We start from the raw sequence: 17817 nt of genomic DNA on the forward strand, positions 1-17817 counted from the left end.
GAATGCAAGACCGGAGGACTTCTCCAGACCACCGTGATCAAGAGCATATCCCCTCTTCCCTCACGCCCCGAGATATTGCTGACCCAGTCGGTGATTAAGCGAGAGCCCGCAGGACTCTGGCGCCCTCCTCGTTTCGTCTAATGCAGTGATCTTCGCGCCTTTAAACCAGGCGCATCGTTGCGACCACGCTTTTGGTGGCGACCTCGATCAATCGCATTGGAGGCGAAAGCATGCCCGCTTTCCTTTTCCCACGCCGTGGCTATCTCGGTGTGTTAGCTGCCGCATTCTGTGCAGTTCCCTGGGTTGCTGCACAGGCGCAGCCCCTAACCTTCGAACGAGCGCAAGCGCTCGCCGAGCAGCGCGCACCTGAGAACCTGGCACGACAAGCACAGGTCGCCTCGGCACAGCAGGCCGTAGGTCCCGCAGACGCCCTGCCCGATCCCAAGCTGATTCTCGGCATCGATAACCTGCCCATCGAAGGGCCTGATCGTTACACCCTGAATCGGGATTCGATGACCATGCGCCGCATTGGACTCATGCAAGAGGTTCCCAATGGTGACAAACGCCAGGCCCGCCGCCAGTTGGCCGAGGCCTCCGTTGTCCGGGCCGAGGCCGAGCAGCGCGCCATGCAGCTTGAGGTCAAACGCCAGACCGCATTGAGCTGGCTGGATGTGTACTACGCCGAGCACAGTGTTGGTCTCTTCGATCAACTGGACCGTCAGATCGAGCTGCTCCGCTCGACGGTGCAATCGCTGATCGCCGGCGGCAGCGCTCAGCCTGGCGAACTGCTGCAGGCCGACCAGGAGGCTTTGGCTTTGCAGGATCGGCGGGATGAGCTGAGTCGAGACGTGGCGATAGCTCGGGCCAAGCTGCGCCGCTGGATAGGCAACGAAGCCGATCAGCTTCTGGCGGGAGATGTACCCAACCTGAGCTTGGACGCCCCCCATCTGCAGCACCGATTGGCTCAGCATCCAGACTTGCGTGCCGCATCTGCCCGGGTTGGCGAGGCCAGTGCAGAGTTGAATGAAGCTGTAGCCGAGAAGACACCTGACTGGGGCGTAGAATTTGCCTACAACAACCGCGACAACCAGTTCGGCGACATGGTGATGGTGCAGTTTACCTTCGACCTGCCGTTGTTCGTCGGCACGCGTCAGGGCCCCAAGATCAACGCCAAGCAACAGAGCGTGTCGCAGATGGAGGCCGAGCAGGAAGTGCTGCTGCGCGCCCATCAGGCTGAGTTGGAAAGCGGCCTTGCCGAGTTGGAGCAACTACGCAGAGCTCTGGCACGTACCGAGAAAACCTTGATCCCTCTGGCGAGTAAACGTGCCGATCTCGAATTGGCCGCCTATCAGGCCGGCAACAGTCAGCTGGCATCCGTCATCACCGCCCAGCGCGAGCTGATCGAGGCTCAGCTGCGACAGATCGAACAGCAGCGCAAGCTGAGCCAGCTCTCCGCGAGCTTGTACTACGCCTATGTGGAGGGCCTGCAATGAAGATTTCAGCATTAGGTTTTTCCGCGGCCTTGCTGACCATGGGCATTGCCGCGGCCGGGGGTGGCTACTGGCTGGCCGAGAGGCCGGCCAACCATGAGGTGATGCCAACCCCCGCACCGACGGATGAGCGCAAAGTGCTCTACTGGTATGACCCGATGCAACCTGAGCAGCGCTTCGATAAACCGGGCAAGTCCCCCTTCATGGATATGGAGCTTGTCCCCAAGTACGCAGATGCAGGGCAGGACTCCTCGACCCTGAGCGTGCCCTCGCAAGCCGTGCAAAACCTCGGGATGCGCACCGCGCCAGTAACTCGCGGTGTGCTGCCTTCGGGTATCGAGGCCGTCGGCTCCCTGGGCTATAACCAGCGCGAGGTGGCGAACCTGCAGGCCCGAGCGGGTGGGTTCGTCGAACGGGTCTACGGACACGCCCCTGGCGATGTATTGCCCGCCGGTACGCCCCTCGTCGACCTGCTGATTCCCGAATGGTCTGCCGCCCAGCTGGAGTTCCTGGCTGTGTTGCGTACTGCTGACACACGCTTGATAAGTGCGACCCAGGAGCGCCTGCGCCTGCTGGGCATGCCTCAATCGTTGGTCGAGCAGGTTCGTCGCAGCGGCCAGCCACGGGCGGTTCAGACCATCACCACGCCCATCGCAGGCGAGCTGCAGGCATTGGACGTGCGTACCGGGATGACCGTGGCAGCCGGCCAGGACCTGGCGCGGATCAACGGGCTGTCCACGGTCTGGCTCGATGCCGCAATCCCCGAAGACCAAGCTGGAGCGGTTCAGCTTGGCGCGAGCATCACCGCCACCCTGACCGCCTTCCCAGAACAGCCTCTGCAAGGTCGTGTCGTTGCCCTGCTACCGAGTGCCGACCCGCAGACGCGTACGCTCACGGTACGCAGCGAGCTCGCCAATCCCGCCGGTAAATTGCGTCCCGGCATGTTCGCCGCCGTGCGCCTGAACAGCACCGTCGAACAGCCCGCGCTACTGGTCCCGAGTGAAGCCGTGATTCGCACCGGTAAGCGTGCGCTGGTGATGCTGGCCGAAGCCGATGGGCGCTACCGCCCCCTGGAGATCACTTTGGGCCGCGAGGCCGACGGGCGTCTGGAGGTGTTGTCCGGTCTTGAGGAAGGACAGTCGGTCGTTACCTCCGGCCAGTTCCTGATCGACTCGGAGGCCAGCCTCCAGGGTGTCGTGGCCAGCTCTGTCGAGCAGGACAATGCAAAGGAACTCCATGAGTCCCATGGCGTGATTCGTGCCCTGGACGCCGAGGAGGTCACCCTGGAGCACGGTCCATTCGAGAGCCTGAACATGCCCGGCATGACCATGGCATTTCCGCTGGCCAGCCCTGAAGTAGCTGCGGGACTCAAGCCCGGGGATCACGTACGCATCGGCGCTCGTCAGACGGACTCCGGCTTGCAAATAGAGCAGCTCGACAAGCAAGGAGAGCAGCCATGATCGCGCGCCTGATCCACTGGTCGATAGGTAACCGCTTCCTGGTGCTGCTGGCGACCCTGTTCATCACCGCTTTAGGTATCTGGTCGTTGCGCAACACGCCGGTGGACGCGTTACCGGATCTCTCCGACACCCAGGTCATCATCAGAACCAGCTTTCCCGGCCAGGCGCCGCAAATTGTCGAGAACCAGGTGACCTATCCGCTGGCCACCACCATGCTCTCGGTTCCGGGGGCGAAGACGGTGCGCGGCTACTCGTTCTTCGGCGACTCCTTCGTCTACGTGCTGTTCGAGGACGACACCGATCTTTACTGGGCCCGCTCGCGAGTGCTGGAGTACCTCAACCAGGCCCAGGAACGCCTGCCGGAGGGCGTCACCACCACTCTAGGCCCGGATGCCACCGGCGTGGGCTGGATCTATCAGTACGCATTGGTCGACCGTAGCGGCCAGCATGACCTGTCCCAGCTGCGTGCACTTCAGGACTGGTTTCTCAAGTACGAGCTCAAGAGCCTACCCAATGTGGCCGAGGTGGCCACCCTCGGCGGTATGGTCAAACAGTATCAGGTGCTGCTCGATCCGCAGAAGATGGTGGCTTATGGGGTGACCCAGCAGGAAGTCGAAGCGGCGCTGAAGAGCGCCAACCAGGAAACCGGAGGCGCCATCCTGGAGCTGGCGGAGCGCGAGTACATGGTGCGGGCCTCGGGCTATTTGGAGAGCCTGGATGATTTTCGCAATGTGCCGCTGCGGGCTTCGGCAAGCGGAATTCCGGTGCTGCTAGGCCAGGTGGCCACCATTCAACTGGGGCCAGAGATGCGTCGCGGTATCGCCGAATTGGACGGCCAGGGTGAAGTGGTCGGTGGCGTGGTCATCCTGCGCTCCGGCAAGAATGCCAGGGACACTATCGCTGCCGTGAAGACCAAGCTGGACAGCCTGAAAGCCAGCCTGCCCAACGGCGTCGAAGTGGTCACTACCTATGACCGTTCGCAACTGATCGACCGTGCCATCGACAACCTCAGCTACAAGCTGCTGGAAGAGTTCGTGGTGGTTGCCTTGGTTTGCCTGATCTTTCTCTGGCACCTGCGTTCGTCGCTGGTGGCGATCATCACCCTGCCCCTGGGCATCCTGATGGCCTTCATCGTCATGCGCTACCAGGGCGTCAATGCCAACATCATGTCGCTCGGCGGGATCGCCATCGCCATCGGCGCCATGGTCGATGCCGCCGTGGTGATGATCGAGAACGCGCACAAGCACATCGAGGCCTGGAAGGCTCGGCACCCCAATGAGCCGCTCCAAGGCGAGGCGCACTGGCGAGTGATCGGCGAAGCCGCAGCCGAAGTCGGACCGGCACTCTTCTTCAGCCTGCTGATCATCACCCTATCGTTCCTCCCGGTATTTACCCTGGAGGCCCAGGAAGGACGCCTGTTCGGCCCTCTGGCCTTCACCAAGACCTATGCCATGGCCGCCGCCGCCGGCCTCTCGGTCACCCTGGTACCGGTGCTGATGGGCTACTGGATTCGTGGGCATATCCCCAGCGAACAGCAAAATCCCTTGAACCGCTGGCTGATCGGCGCATACCGGCCGGTGCTGGAGTGGGTGCTGGCCTGGCCCAAGGTGACCTTGGCGCTGGCCGTGCTGGTCTTTGTGTCCAGTCTGTGGCCCCTCAGCAGACTCGGGGGAGAGTTCCTGCCGCCCATGGACGAAGGCGATCTGTTGTACATGCCTTCGGCCCTGCCCGGCTTGCCGGCGAGCAAGGCAACCCAGCTGCTGCAGCAAACCAACCGCATGATCCTCACTGTGCCGGAGGTGGCCCGGGTATTTGGCAAAGCCGGGCGAGCGGAGACAGCTACCGATCCGGCGCCGCTGGAAATGTTCGAGACCACCGTGCAATTCAAGCCGCGCGAACAATGGCGCGCGGGAATGACGCCGGAGAAGCTGATTGAAGAGCTGGATCGGGCGGTGAAAGTCCCAGGGCTGTCCAACATCTGGGTGCCGCCAATTCGCAACCGCATCGACATGCTGGCCACGGGGATCAAGAGCCCCATCGGCGTGAAGGTCTCCGGAACCTCGCTGGCCGATATCGAACGCATTACTCGCGATATCGAGGCGGTGGCCAAAGGCGTGCCTGGGGTGAGCTCCGCGCTGGCAGAGCGCCTCACCGGCGGACGCTATGTGGATATCCAGATCGATCGCCTGGCCGCGGCACGCTACGGCCTGAGCATTGCCGACGTACAGGCGGTGGTATCGGGTGCCATTGGCGGCAGCAACATCGGCGAGACGGTCGAAGGATTGGCCCGCTTTCCGATCAACCTGCGCTACCCCAAGGAGTGGCGGGACAGTCCGCAGGCGCTAAGGCGTATGCCGATCCTCACCCCTGCTGGCCAGCAGATCACCTTGGGCACCGTCGCCCAGATTAGCCTGAGCGAAGGGCCGCCGATGCTGCGCAGCGAGAACGGGCGCCTGTCCGGCTGGGTCTATGTCGATGTTCGCGGGCGCGACCTGGCATCAACCGTGCGCGAGCTGCAGCAACGCGTAGCTGAGCGGGTACAACTCGACGCCGGCATGACCGTTTCTTACTCCGGTCAATTCGAGTTCCTGGAGCGCGCCAATGCACGGCTGTCCTGGGTGGTGCCGGCGACCTTGTTGATTATCTTCGTGCTGCTCTACCTGACCTTCAGCCGCTTCAGCGAGGCCCTGCTGATCATGGCCACCCTGCCCTTCGCCCTGTCGGGAGGCATCTGGCTGCTCTATTGGTTCGGCTTCAACCTGTCGGTGGCCACTGGGGTCGGCTTCATTGCCCTGGCCGGCGTCTCGGCCGAGTTCGGGGTGATCATGCTGTTGTATCTGAAGAACGCCTGGCATGCTCGACTGGACTCCGGACGCAGCGGTGATCCGGCCCTGCTTGAGGCCATTCGTGAAGGCGCGGTGCTTCGCGTCCGTCCCAAGGTGATGACGGTTGCCGTGATCATCGCCGGCCTGCTGCCCATTCTCTGGGGCGGTGGAGCAGGTTCAGAGGTGATGAAGCGCATTGCCGCCCCCATGGTTGGCGGCATGATCACCGCCCCGCTGATGTCCATGCTGGTCTTGCCGGCAGCCTACTGGCTGATGCGAAGACAGCGCACAGGAAAAGTTCGCGCTCCGCAGGCGCTGTAACTCCAGACGCTCAGGTGAGCCGCACACCAAGTGCGGCTCACCTGACTAACAGCACAAACAGCATTACGACGATGTAACTTTGACTTCATTTTTGTGACAGGTTGCGAGGGTATATTCAAATTACTACTTGGAAGGAGTGACTGAATATGAAAGCCCTCAACACTGTTGCCGCATTTACAATTATGGCTATTACTTCTGCAGCCATGGCAGAAGGTGGCGCTGATCGTGTTTATGGTCGGATGATTCAAGCCAATGAACAGGCCATGCAAGAGTATGCTGCGACTAACGGGAAGAATCGTCCCGAAGTCGTTCACTACCGCTATGGCATGAAGCTAGACATCGCCAAGGTCGTAGCCAGCACCCCTACGGATTCGAGCTGTGGTGTGATGCCGGCCCAGATGACATACGAGGATTCCAGCGGCAATCTGAATATTCTGGAATACCGGGTAGCCGGGACAGGCTGCCGGAACCAGAACTAATAAATGACATCGCGCTGACTGAAATGTAATTTCCAAGTCACCCTGACGTTATTTGGCATGTGGAAATATGACAAAAGCGCGCTCGGCTATGCCGGCGCGCTTGTCGCATATATCCAACAACACAATGAAACTGCCAATAACATCAGGAGCATTCATGAACAACAAGGCCCTGTTTGGACTTTCTCTGATCGCTCTAAGTGTCAGCACCGGGCAAGCTGCAATGGCCGCCGGCGAGAAAGGCGAGGGATTTATCGAAGGCAGTAGCCTGACCATTCTCAATCGAAACCTCTACTTCAACCGTGATTTCCGCAAAGGCCAGTCCAGCAGCTCAGGTAACGGCTACTCGGAAGAGTGGGCGCATGGCGTGATCGGCCGCTTCGAGTCTGGCTACACCGAAGGCACCGTAGGCTTTGGTGTCGATGCCTTTGCAATGCTGGGACTCAAGCTGGACACAGGCGACGGTCGCTCTGGTGCAGGCGGCTCAGTCGATGTGATGCCGTATAACAGCCTCGGGCAGGCTGAGGACAACTACTCCAAGCTGGGCGGTGCAGTGAAAACTCGGTTCATGGATACCGAAATCAAGGCAGGCGATGTCTTTCCTGTCAGCCCGGTCGTCCAGTACGGTGATGCGCGGCTTTTACCGTAGAGCTTCCGCGGCATCACCGTGGCCAACACCAGTGTGGAAGGACTGTCGCTTCAAGGCGGTCGCCTTCACTCGATGAGCCAACCCAACAGCAGCAGCATGCGTGACGGCTTCGCCACCTTCTACGCGGGCGAAGTCGACTCTCCATGGATCGCCTATTTCGGCGGTGACTACACGCTCAGCGACAACCTGGGCTTCAGTCTCTACACCAGTCGACTCAAGGATGCCTGGAATCAATACTATGCGGGCACCACGCTGAGCTATCCGCTTGCGGACGATGTCGCCTTGATCGGTGGGCTGAACTACTACAAGGCGGTTGATGAAGGGAAGCAGCTCCTCGGGAGCTTCGATAACAACATCTGGAGCGGTAAGGTCGGCATCCAGTTCGGCGCGCACACCGTCCTGGTTGGACTCCAGCGCAACAACGGCGATGACGACTTCGACTACTTGCGCCAATCGGACTCCATCTACCTCGACAACTCCATTCAGTACAGTGACTTCAACTCGCCCAAGGAGAAGTCATGGCAGGTGCGCTATGACCTGGATATGGAGCCTTTCGGTGTGCCCGGACTGAGCTTCATGACTCGATATGCTCAGGGCTGGGATGCCGACTACAGCAACGCAAACGAGGTCTACATGCGCCGTGATGACAATGGCGATCCGTTGACCAACCAGAAGCGCTGGGAACGTGATATCGAGGCCAAGTACGTTGTGCAGTCTGGATCACTGAAGGACATGTCCTTCCGCATTCGACAAGCCACGACTCGCGCCACTGACTTCGAGTCGGATTTGGATGAGTTCCGCTTCATCGTCGAGTACCCACTGGAAGTGCTTTGACGCCAGTGCGCGAGCGGTTTGAATGCCGCTCGCATTTTGACTCTGCTGTCCCCTCTAGTGCTCCTTTGGTTTGGAGACAGCCCTTGGCGCCCGTCGGGCGCCTATTTTACTTAGGGGCAGTTTGAAGAAGATCGGCCACTCGTTCCCAAGCGGCCGCGGTGGAATGGGCTGCTACTCGGCGGGATATTCTGCAATGACCTGATCGGCACCTGTCTTGGTCAAACCAATGACCTGGTAGGCATGCTGTACGCCATCGACCTCCATTCCCGGAGAGCCCGCCGGCATCCCGGGAACCGCGATACCAACCAGATCATTGCGCTTGCTGAGTTCGAGGACCTGAGCAGCCGGTACATGACCCTCGACGAACTTGCCGTCAATCACCGCGGTGTGGCAAGACGCCAACCGTGGCGCGACACCCAGACGTTGTTTCACTGCTGTCATGTTGCTTTCGACATGGTCGACGACTTTGAAGCCATTCGCTTCGAGGTGGGAGATCCACTTCTTGCAACACCCACAATTGGCATCACGATGGACATCGATCGTCAGGGCATCAGCTGCTTGAACCGCAGATGTGGCGGATAGAGCGGCCAGCAGGGCCAGATATTTAGCTTTCATGAACGTGCTCTTTGCCATCGGAGTGGGTGTGGGTCTTGGGTGAGGCATTCGGAGCCTGCTCGGAGTGATGACCGCCTCCGTTTGAGGGCGTCTCATCCCCAGCATGGTGGTCATCGCCATTCATATTCGAGTGGTGATCAGCTTCTGACGTGGAGCCACCTTCGTTACCCGTAGCTGCGGCATCGTGATGACCAGGCTCTCCGGCATCACCTGAGCCATGGTGGTCTTCGCCACCGCCGCTATTACCATGATGCCCAGGCTTGTTGTCGCCATGCTGCCCTTCATGGTTGTGCATCTGCGTTTCCCCGCCACCATGCTGATGGCCGCCGCTGGATGCGACGAGTGTTTGGTACTGCTTGGCATCCATCGTCGGCAGCTGGTTGAGGAAGGCGACCATGCCCCAGATGTACTGATCGCCCATGCTCTTGCCCCAAGCAGGCATACCCGTTGCCTTGATACCGTGCTTGATTACCCAGAAAGTCGCAGCGGGATTGCCATCGACACCGATCTTGGCGAGGTTGGGGGGCGCAGGATAAAGCGATTGGCTCAACTCGGTCTCCGCCACACCTGGCGCTAAGTGGCAGCCAATGCACATCGAGTTGTAGTTACCCGCACCGGCGCGAATAAGAGCTTGATCATCGAGGTTGGGCACCTCGATGTCCCGCGAGCGAACCTCGATAGAGCGGTCACGGGCCATCGATAAGAAGGCGTGCACTGCAGGAAAATGCGGGTCGTCGGCCCCGACGTTGACCACGCCAAAGTAGGCGCCGGCCAGGACAGCAGTGCTACCGACCACACCGGCCGCCACCAAAGTTTTAATTGTTCTTTTCATGCCAGGTTCTCAAAACCACATTCGGATACCGGCGACAAAACGCGCCTCGTCTACATCACCGCCCTCGTCGCGGACCATGTCTGCCGTGTTGCCATAGGAGCGGCTCCAGGAGACCCCGACATAGGGGGCAAACTGCCTGACAATCTCGTAACGCAGACGCAAGCCGAGCTCGGTATTGGCCAACCCCGATCCGACACCACGCTCAGGATCGTTCTTGCCGTAGAAGTTCATTTCGGCAGTTGGCTGGAGTATCAGTCGGTTGGTCAGCAGAATGTCGTACTCGCCCTCCAGTCGGGCAGCGGTCTGGCCATTCTCGCCCACGAAGGCGGTGGCTTCGGCCTCGAAGGCGTAAAGCGCCATGCCCTGAACACCGAAGGCGGCCCAGGTCTGCGGCGACTCGGGTTTGAAGTCCTGACGAACTCCCGCGACGACGTCCCACCAAGGGCCGATCGAGCGGCCGTACAGCAACTGCAACTCCGCATCCTCAGTCACGCCGTTGGTACGCTCGCCTTCGGAGCGGAACCAGATCCGATTGATGTCACCTCCTACCCAGCCCGACGCATCCCAGGCCAGGGTGCTGCCCTCATCTGCATCCTGGTATTCGAGCTGATCGAGCAGGAAAAAACTGTTGATGGCGCTGTCGTGCACCTTATGGCCAGGTAGAGGCGGAAAAGCCGCTTGGCGATCAGCATCCGTCAGAACGGGAATCGGCGTACGGCTGGTAGTTCTTGGGGCTTCAGTGGAGCCATGGTTCATCTTTGAATGATCCATGCCTTCCATCTGCCCTTGCATGGCGCCATGGTTCATCTTGCTGTGATCCATGACTGGAGCCTTATCTTGGCTCTGGCTGTGGCCCATTTGGCTATGATCCATGCTGCCCGATGCGCCCTGCATGGCGCCATGATCCATCTTGCTGTGATCCATGCCCTCCATCGGCGCTTTGGTAGCACCGTGGTTCATCTGGCTATGGTCCATCGACATGGCGCCGTGCCCCATTGCCGAATGATCCATTTCTTCCGCAGCCAAGGTAACGCCGCCGCTGAACGCACTCAGAGACACAGCCAGCGCCAAAAGAGATGGACGTGAAAACTTAGTGGTCATGGTTCGAACCTGCTTCGGCTTCGGTGCCGCCATGCTTATCCATCATGTTTTCGTGATTCATGCCGTCATGCTTCCTGTCTCCGTGATCCATGGCGCCATGATCCATCTGCTGGCCAGCCGCCTTATCCTTCGACTGATCTGCGTGATTGCCACTGGTGGTCTTGGGCACAGCCGACTCGGCAGCATGTTGTTCGTGCTCACTGTGCCCCTCACCTGCCAACGAAACCGGTGCGTGCAGGGCAGCCAATAGGCTGAACATGACTGCGCTGCCAGCCAGGGCATTTCGCTTCATAAAAGTGCTCATCAGAAATCTCCTTTACTCATCCACACGAACTTCACGGAACATGCCCATTTCCATGTGGAGCAACAGGTGGCAGTGATAGGCCCAACGACCCAACGCATCGGCAGTCACTCGATAGCTGCGCTTGGAACCTGGCGGCATGTCGATGGTGTGTTTACGCACCAGGAAATTGCCGTTCGCATCCTCCAGGTCGCTCCACATGCCATGAAGATGGATCGGATGAGTCATCATGGTGTCGTTGACCAGCGTGATGCGAACACGCTCGCCGTACTTGAGGCGCAGAGGCTCGGCGTCAGAGAACTTGATGCCATCGAAGGACCAGGAGAATTTCTCCATGTGCCCGGTAAGGTGCAGCTCGATGGTGCGACTTGGTTCGCGACCATCCGGGTCGAGGAAGGTGCTGCGCAGGTCAGAGTACGTGAGGACGCGTCGGCCGTTGTCTCGCAAACCAATACCTGGGTCGTCCAACTTATGCGTTGGTGTCATGGTTTGCATATCGACCAGCGGGTTGTTGGTCTCTGAGGCTGGGTGTGCCTGCATGGCACCTGCCATGCCTGCCATGCCTGCCATGCCCGAATGATCCATTCCAGCCATCTGGCTGTGATCCATGCCGGCCATGCCACCCTGCATGCTGCCATGATCCATTCCCGCCATATTGCCCTGATCCATCCCGGCCATGTTCCCGTGATCCATACCGCCCATGCTGCCGTGATCCATACCCATGTCGCCCATGGCAATCAGCGGACGCGGGTCGGGGCTGGGTACTGGTGCACTCAACCCCTCCTGTACAGCAAGGGTGCCGCGCGCATAGCCAGTGCGATCCATGGATTGTGCAAACACGGTATACGCCTGTTCGCTGTCTGGTTCGACGATCACGTCGTAGGTCTCGGCCACGGCGATACGGAACTCGTCGACGCTGACCGGTTTGACGTGCAGACCATCGGCCGCAACCACAGTCATCTTCAGGCCCGGGATGCGCACATCGAAATAGGTCATCGCCGAGGCGTTGATGAAGCGCAGGCGGATCTTTTCGCCTGGTTTGAATATGCCGGTCCAGTTGCCATTGGGTGCCTGGCCATTCATCAGGTAGGTGTAGGTGTAGCCACTGACGTCAGCGAGATCCGTCGGGCTCATCTTCATCTCGGCCCACATCTTGCGATCGGCTACGGCGGCGGACCAACCCATCTCGCTTACGTCATCGATGAAGTCACCAACGGTGCGTTTGTGCTGGTTGTAGTAGTCCGACTGTTTCTTGAGCTTGGCCAGTACCCGCGTTGGATTTTCATCCGTCCAGTCGCTCAGCAACACGACGTAATCACGGTCGTAACTGAAGGGCTCGGGCTCCTTGGCATCGATGACCAGCGCGCCGTATACGCCGACCTGCTCCTGCAGCCCCGAGTGACTGTGATACCAGTAGGTACCGTTCTGGTTGACCTTGAACTTGTACTCATACATGCCATCAGGGGCGATGCCATGGAAGCTCAGGCCAGGAACACCATCCATGTTCGCCGGCAGGATGATGCCGTGCCAATGGATGGAGGTGTCCTCCTTGAGGCGGTTGCGCACGCGCAATGTGACGGTATCGCCTTCGCGCCAACGAAGAATCGGCCCAGGGAGCGAGCCGTTGATGGTCATGGCCGTGCGCGCTGCGCCGGTGATGTTCACCGGGGTTTCACCGATGAATAGGTCGAATTCGTTACCAGTCAGTACGTTGGGCTGGCCGGGGCTGTTCACCGCCCAGACCGGCGTGCGCCACAGGCCAAGTCCGCCGATAATACCGGTGGCTGCCAGGCCTTTGACGAAGGTGCGCCTTGTGGTTTTGCTTTGCATGCCGTTTTGTCCAATCCGTCAAATGAGCCGGTGATGGTGTGCCCGGTCTCGGGTTCATGGCTGCTTCAATGTCGGGGATTTACCCCTCAACTTTCCACGTCGGTGCATTGCACAAGCCTTACCGACGATGAGCAGTATGAAACTGCCATATCCCAACCATCCGGGTGATTACATTTCTGTAAGGTAGATGACTTCAGCAGTTGGTGTGCTCTGCTTGCTCGGTTGGACTGCTGGCTACAGGAGCCTCAACTTTCTGCTGCTGGGCCACCCGGTAGGCCTCCAGAGACGTCTGGCGTGCCTGCTCCATGCGCGCGAAGGTTCGGTCAGCACCACCTTCAGCCATTGCCAAGCTGGAGATGCTCAGAGCAGTAACTACAAGCAGAGCTTTGATCGATTTCATTTTGGGTATTCCTCGTAAGTTAAGTGGTCCCTGCAACTGCAGAGGCCGAGCTTTAGGCTCGATGTCACGTTAACTAAGAGGGCCTGTCAGCAACCTGAGCCGAACATTACAGTTCTGTCAGGTTGCTATTTCTTTCTTGTAGCCCATCCAGAAGGCTCGGTACTGTCTTTCATGCCCTCATAAAGCCTTGCGAATTTCTTGAGAGGGCATGCTCGGCAGCGATGCCTAAGCTACTCAGGGTCATTCGCACCCGCGGATAAGACCACCAACAATTAAGAGAGATTGTCACTATGTCGAATAAATCCAACGTCGCTACCGGTGCCGCTCTGGCTCTCGTGGCCGCCAGCCTGTTTGCTACCCTGCCTGTCCAGGCCGCCCAGGACACCAAAGCAGCTGAAGTGAAGTGCTTCGGCGTCAACGGTTGCAAGGGCCAGAACGACTGCATGACCGCCAAAAATGCCTGCAAAGGCCAGGGAGAATGCAAAGGCCAGGGCTTCAAGCTGATGACTCAGGCCAAGTGCGATGAGGCCGGTGGCAAGACCAGCGAATAATGCCGTTGCGGGGAGTGCCTGCCACTCCCCTGCTGGAGTCTTGAATGAGTAAGCGCAAAACACTGGGTTTCGGTCTTGGCCTTCGCAGTGAGTATTACCAGCAGATTCTTGAACAGCGACCTGCGGTCGACTGGTTTGAGATCATTTCCGAGAATTACCTGGTGGGCGGTGGCAAGGCCCTCTACTTTCTCGATGCGATTGGCGAGCAATACCCGTTGGTGATGCACGGAGTATCGCTGTCGATCGGCGGTTCGCATAACCTGGACATGGGCTACCTACGACAGCTCAAGCAACTGGCGGACCGGATACAGCCCCAGTGGGTTTCCGACCACTTGTGCTGGAGTCGCGGCAACGCCCATCAACTCCACGACCTGCTGCCGCTGCCGTTTACCCAAGAAAGCCTGCTGCATGTCGCCGCGCGGGTGCGTCTAGTGCAGGATGTTCTGGAACGTCCCATTGTGCTGGAGAACGTTTCTTCTTACGTGCAGTGGAAGACGTCCAGCATGAGCGAATCGCAGTTTCTCTCGGAACTGAGTTTCCTGACCGGTTGCGAATTGCTCCTTGACGTGAACAACGTCTACGTCAGCGCACGAAATCAGGATTTCGACCCATGGCAGTGTTGCCGCTGACCGAAAACTGACCCAGTAGAGGCTGTTCTGCCGACTGAAAACTGACCCAGGTGTTCAACTGCTTCTGCTCAATTTTTGAGCAGGAGAACACAGGGTGATCAGTATGGAAATGATGGGCAAAATCCGCCGGATGTATTTCCGCGACAAGCTGTCGCTGCATGAGATAGCCAAGCGCACCGGGCTGGCGCGCAACACGATTCGCAAGTGGGTCAGAGCACCTGAGGCCAAGCAGCCGGTGTACCAACGCCGCGCGATCTTTAACAAACTCAGCCCTTTTCACGTCACGCTAGAGCAGGCGCTAAAAGCCGATTCGCTGCGCCCCAAGCAACAGCGGCGCAGTGCCAAGGCGCTGTTGGCGCAAATCAAAGCCGATGGTTATGACGGTGGCTACAGCCAGCTCACCGCGTTTATCCGTGCCTGGCGAGGGGGACAGGGCAAGGCGTCGCAGGCCTTTGTGCCGCTGACCTTTGCTCTTGGCGAGGCGTTTCAGTTTGACTGGAGCGAGGAAGGCTTGCTGGTCGGCGGCATTTACCGGCGTATGCAGGTGGCACATCTGAAGCTGTGTGCCAGCCGTGCGTTCTGGCTTGTGGCGTATCCGAGCCAGGGCCATGAGATGTTATTTGACGCCCATACACGCTCGTTCGGCGCCTTGGGCGGCGTGCCGCGCCGGGGCATCTACGACAACATGAAGACCGCCGTCGACAAGGTCAATAAGGGCAAAGGCCGGGCGGTGAATGCACGCTTTGCGGTGATGTGCGCGCATTACCTGTTCGATCCGGACTTCTGCAACGTCGCCGCTGGTTGGGAAAAGGGCATCGTTGAAAAGAACGTGCAAGACAGCCGCAGGCGTATCTGGCTAGACGCCCAGGACTGCCAGTTTCACTCCTTCGAGGAACTCAATGCCTGGCTGGGCCAGCGCTGCCGCGCGCTTTGGAACGAGCTGACGCACCCTCAATACAGCGGTCTGAGTGTGGCCGAAGTGCTGGAGTTGGAGCGCGCTGAACTGATGCCTGTGCCAGCGCCATTCGACGGTTACGTCGAGCGGCCTGCGCGGGTCTCCAGCACCTGCTTGGTCAGCGTCGGGCGCAACCGCTACTCGGTGCCGTGTGAGTACGCGGGTAAGTGGGTCAGCAGCCGTTTGTATCCGACGCGAATCGAGGTGGTGGCTGACGACGCGCTGATCGCCAGCCATGTCCGCTTGCTGGATCGCGACCAGGTCAGCTATGACTGGCAGCACTACCTCCCGCTGATCGAACGCAAGCCCGGTGCGCTGCGCAACGGCGCGCCCTTTGCTGATCTGCCGGCGCCGCTGCGTCAGCTTAAGCACGGTCTGGGGCGTCATGCCGGCGGTGACCGGATCATGGCGCAAGTTCTGGCTGCCGTACCGGTCGCCGGGCTCGATGCGGTGCTGGTGGCTGTTGAGCTGGTACTGGAAAGCGGCAGCCTGAGCGCCGAACACATCCTCAATGTCGTGGCGCGCCTGGCCGCGACCGAACCACCACCCAGCGTCGAAAGCCACTTGTCGCTCAAGGAAGCCCCCGTCGCTAACACGGCGCGCTACGACCGCCTGCGTGGCCAGGCCGAGGAGGTCGGTCATGCGTGATTTGATGGCGGAACTCAAGGAGCTGCGCCTGCACGGCATGGCCACGGCCTGGGCGGAGTTAACTGCACAGGGTGAGTCGAACACAGCCTCGTCCAAGTGGCTGCTCGAACACCTGCTGGAACAAGAGCACACAGATCGCGCCATGCGCTCGGTGAGCCACCAGATGAACATGGCCAAGCTGCCGATGCACCGCGATCTGGCCAGCTTCGATTTCAACGCCTCTAGCGCCGACGCACGCCTGATCAGCGAGCTGGCCAGCCTGGCCTTTACCGACACCGCGCAGAACGTGGTGCTGATCGGTGGGCCAGGCACCGGTAAAACCCACCTAGCCACCGCGCTGGCCGTGTCCGGCATCACCCGGCATGGCAAGCGCGTGCGCTTCTACTCCACGGTCGATCTAGTCAATCTGCTGGAGCGCGAAAAACACGACGGCAAAGCCGGGCGGATCGCCCAGGCACTGCTGCGCATGGATCTGGTCATCCTCGACGAACTGGGTTATCTGCCGTTCAGCCAGGCTGGCGGTGCGTTGCTGTTTCACCTGCTGTCCAAGCTGTACGAACACACCAGCGTGGTGATCACCACCAACCTGAGCTTCGCCGAATGGTCGAGCGTGTTCGGCGACGCCAAGATGACCACCGCCCTGCTGGATCGGCTGACCCACCACTGCCACATCGTCGAAACCGGTAACGAGTCCTATCGCCTGCAACACAGTAGCTTGGCGGCCCAGGCCAAGATCAAATCACGGGAGCGAAAGCGTAAGGGCGGCCAGGAACCGGAGGACGATGAGTCGTTCTGATTTCATGGTGACGACGGCCTGCTGCATGGCTGCATGTGGCAGGTCTTCAACAGCTGAACTGGGACAGCGAGGGAGTGGGTTCAAAAGCAGCTGCGCTGGTAGACTTATCCACAGTTGCTGGTAACAAAATCAGCAATCCGCCCTGGGTCAAATTTCAATCGGCAGGGTGGGTCAATTTTCCATCAGCGCCAACAATCAGTGCCTTGGTCAGTGCAGCGCTTGGCTGGGTGGTTGCTCGCAGTGGCCTCAGGCCGCTGCGACAGGTCACTCGCGTGGCCACCGGGATGTCAGCCCGTTCATTGCAGGAACGGATTCCTCTTGAGCCGGTGCCACAGGAACTTCAGCAGTTGGTACTGTCCTTCAACGCGATGCTGGCCCGACTTGAAGAGGCCTTCATTCGACTCTCCAATTTCTCCGCTGACATCGCACACGAACTGCGCACCCCCGTCAGCAACCTGATGACCCACACTGAAGTGGTGCTAAGCAAGAAGCGCGATATCAATGCCTACGAGGAGAATCTGTACTCGAACCTGGAGGAATTGAAGCGCATGTCTCGCATGATCGATGACATGCTGTTCTTGGCCAAGGCTGATAATGGCCTGATCATTCCAGAGCAGGCCAGGATCGAACTGGCTGACGTAGTTTTCAAACTGTTTGACTACTACCACCTCCTGGCCGAAGAGCGCGGCATTGAACTTTCGCTCACAGGCAAAGGCCAAGTGCTAGGAGATCGGCTGATGCTTGATCGAGCGCTGTCCAACTTGCTGTCCAATGCGCTGCGTTACACGCCGGCGGGAAAGAGAATTTCGGTTCTGATCCGCCAGACAGCGGACTCAACTACCTTCAGCATCGAGAACCCAGGGAACACAATCAGCTCGGAGCATCTAGAGAAACTCTTCGACCGCTTTTACCGGGTAGACCCTGCTCGACGCGAAGGTAGCCCGAGCAATGCCGGGCTCGGGCTTGCCATCACCCGATCCATAATCGAGGCTCACAAAGGCCGCATTTGGTGTACTTCAGCGGCTGGCCTCACGGGCTTTCACATTGAACTCCCCCATCCCAGCTGATGTCGGTCTGCCGGTAAGTAGACTACAGCAGACAGCT

At 59.5% G+C, this 17817-nt stretch carries 13 protein-coding genes and 3 pseudogenes; 10 read left to right on the forward strand and 6 right to left on the reverse strand.

Annotation, left to right across the window (positions count from 1 at the left end; translation table 11 throughout):
* Positions 1-230: 230 nt before the first annotated feature.
* The 5 genes and pseudogenes from JWV26_RS22885 (at position 231) to JWV26_RS22905 (ending at position 8055) form a co-directional block, all read left to right on the forward strand.
* Positions 231-1493, forward strand: a complete 1263-nt coding sequence (locus tag JWV26_RS22885; RefSeq protein WP_206417895.1) for a TolC family protein — start codon at positions 231-233, stop codon at positions 1491-1493.
* The gene (locus tag JWV26_RS22890; RefSeq protein ID WP_206417896.1) at positions 1490-2950 is read left to right on the forward strand and encodes an efflux RND transporter periplasmic adaptor subunit; all 1461 of its coding nucleotides are present in this window, start codon (positions 1490-1492) and stop codon (positions 2948-2950) included. The genes JWV26_RS22885 and JWV26_RS22890 overlap by 4 nt, the downstream gene beginning before the upstream one ends.
* Positions 2947-6096, forward strand: a complete 3150-nt coding sequence (locus JWV26_RS22895) for an efflux RND transporter permease subunit (RefSeq protein WP_206417897.1) — start codon at positions 2947-2949, stop codon at positions 6094-6096. Before JWV26_RS22890 ends, JWV26_RS22895 begins: the two co-directional genes overlap by 4 nt.
* 146 nt (positions 6097-6242) lie before the next feature.
* A complete protein-coding gene (locus tag JWV26_RS22900) occupies positions 6243-6575 on the forward strand; it encodes a DUF2790 domain-containing protein (protein ID WP_206417898.1) in 333 nt (110 codons plus the stop codon).
* Between the two features lie 154 nt (positions 6576-6729).
* Positions 6730-8055 (forward strand): annotated as a pseudogene (locus tag JWV26_RS22905) (OprD family porin).
* 171 nt (positions 8056-8226) lie between these two features.
* Here the strand turns inward: JWV26_RS22905 and JWV26_RS22910 are convergent.
* The 6 genes from JWV26_RS22910 to JWV26_RS22935 all read right to left on the reverse strand — a co-directional run bounded on the left by JWV26_RS22910 (position 8227) and on the right by JWV26_RS22935 (position 13134).
* On the reverse strand, positions 8227-8670 hold the full coding sequence (locus JWV26_RS22910; RefSeq protein WP_206417899.1) for a DUF411 domain-containing protein: 444 nt from the start codon (positions 8668-8670) through the stop codon (positions 8227-8229).
* On the reverse strand, positions 8660-9502 hold the full coding sequence (locus tag JWV26_RS22915) for a c-type cytochrome (RefSeq protein ID WP_206417900.1): 843 nt from the start codon (positions 9500-9502) through the stop codon (positions 8660-8662). The genes JWV26_RS22910 and JWV26_RS22915 overlap by 11 nt, the downstream gene beginning before the upstream one ends.
* A gap of 9 nt (positions 9503-9511) precedes the next feature.
* Positions 9512-10603 (reverse strand): copper resistance protein B, encoded by a 1092-nt coding sequence (locus JWV26_RS22920; protein ID WP_206417901.1) that lies wholly within the window; start codon positions 10601-10603, stop codon positions 9512-9514.
* Positions 10593-10907: a hypothetical protein gene (locus JWV26_RS22925; protein ID WP_206417902.1), complete on the reverse strand. Its 315-nt coding sequence runs from the start codon at positions 10905-10907 to the stop codon at positions 10593-10595. Before JWV26_RS22925 ends, JWV26_RS22920 begins: the two co-directional genes overlap by 11 nt.
* Positions 10908-10919: 12 nt before the next feature.
* Positions 10920-12734: a copper resistance system multicopper oxidase gene (locus JWV26_RS22930; RefSeq protein ID WP_003452314.1), complete on the reverse strand. Its 1815-nt coding sequence runs from the start codon at positions 12732-12734 to the stop codon at positions 10920-10922.
* A 193-nt stretch (positions 12735-12927) separates the two neighbouring features.
* Complete coding sequence (locus JWV26_RS22935) at positions 12928-13134, reverse strand: co-regulatory protein PtrA N-terminal domain-containing protein (protein WP_003139535.1); 207 nt, start codon at positions 13132-13134, stop codon at positions 12928-12930.
* Positions 13135-13424: 290 nt separating this feature from the next.
* On the opposite strand from JWV26_RS22935, the gene bufA2 reads away from it, so the two are divergent.
* The 5 genes and pseudogenes from bufA2 to JWV26_RS22960 form a co-directional block, all read left to right on the forward strand.
* The gene (gene bufA2, locus JWV26_RS22940; protein ID WP_004577564.1) at positions 13425-13685 is read left to right on the forward strand and encodes a BufA2 family periplasmic bufferin-type metallophore; all 261 of its coding nucleotides are present in this window, start codon (positions 13425-13427) and stop codon (positions 13683-13685) included.
* A 44-nt stretch (positions 13686-13729) separates the two neighbouring features.
* A pseudogene (locus JWV26_RS22945) lies at positions 13730-14302 on the forward strand (MbnB/TglH/ChrH family RiPP precursor modification enzyme); the annotation flags it as partial.
* 115 nt (positions 14303-14417) lie between these two features.
* Positions 14418-15917 (forward strand): IS21-like element ISPst3 family transposase, encoded by a 1500-nt coding sequence (gene istA, locus JWV26_RS22950; RefSeq protein WP_125836939.1) that lies wholly within the window; start codon positions 14418-14420, stop codon positions 15915-15917.
* Complete coding sequence (istB, locus tag JWV26_RS22955; RefSeq protein ID WP_013983804.1) at positions 15910-16713, forward strand: IS21-like element ISPst3 family helper ATPase IstB; 804 nt, start codon at positions 15910-15912, stop codon at positions 16711-16713. Before istA ends, istB begins: the two co-directional genes overlap by 8 nt.
* A gap of 194 nt (positions 16714-16907) precedes the next feature.
* A pseudogene (locus tag JWV26_RS22960) lies at positions 16908-17780 on the forward strand (heavy metal sensor histidine kinase); the annotation flags it as partial.
* Positions 17781-17817: the final 37 nt, after the last annotated feature.

This window comes from Ectopseudomonas toyotomiensis (genome assembly GCF_017167985.1).
In the GTDB taxonomy this organism is placed as follows: domain Bacteria; phylum Pseudomonadota; class Gammaproteobacteria; order Pseudomonadales; family Pseudomonadaceae; genus Aquipseudomonas; species Aquipseudomonas toyotomiensis.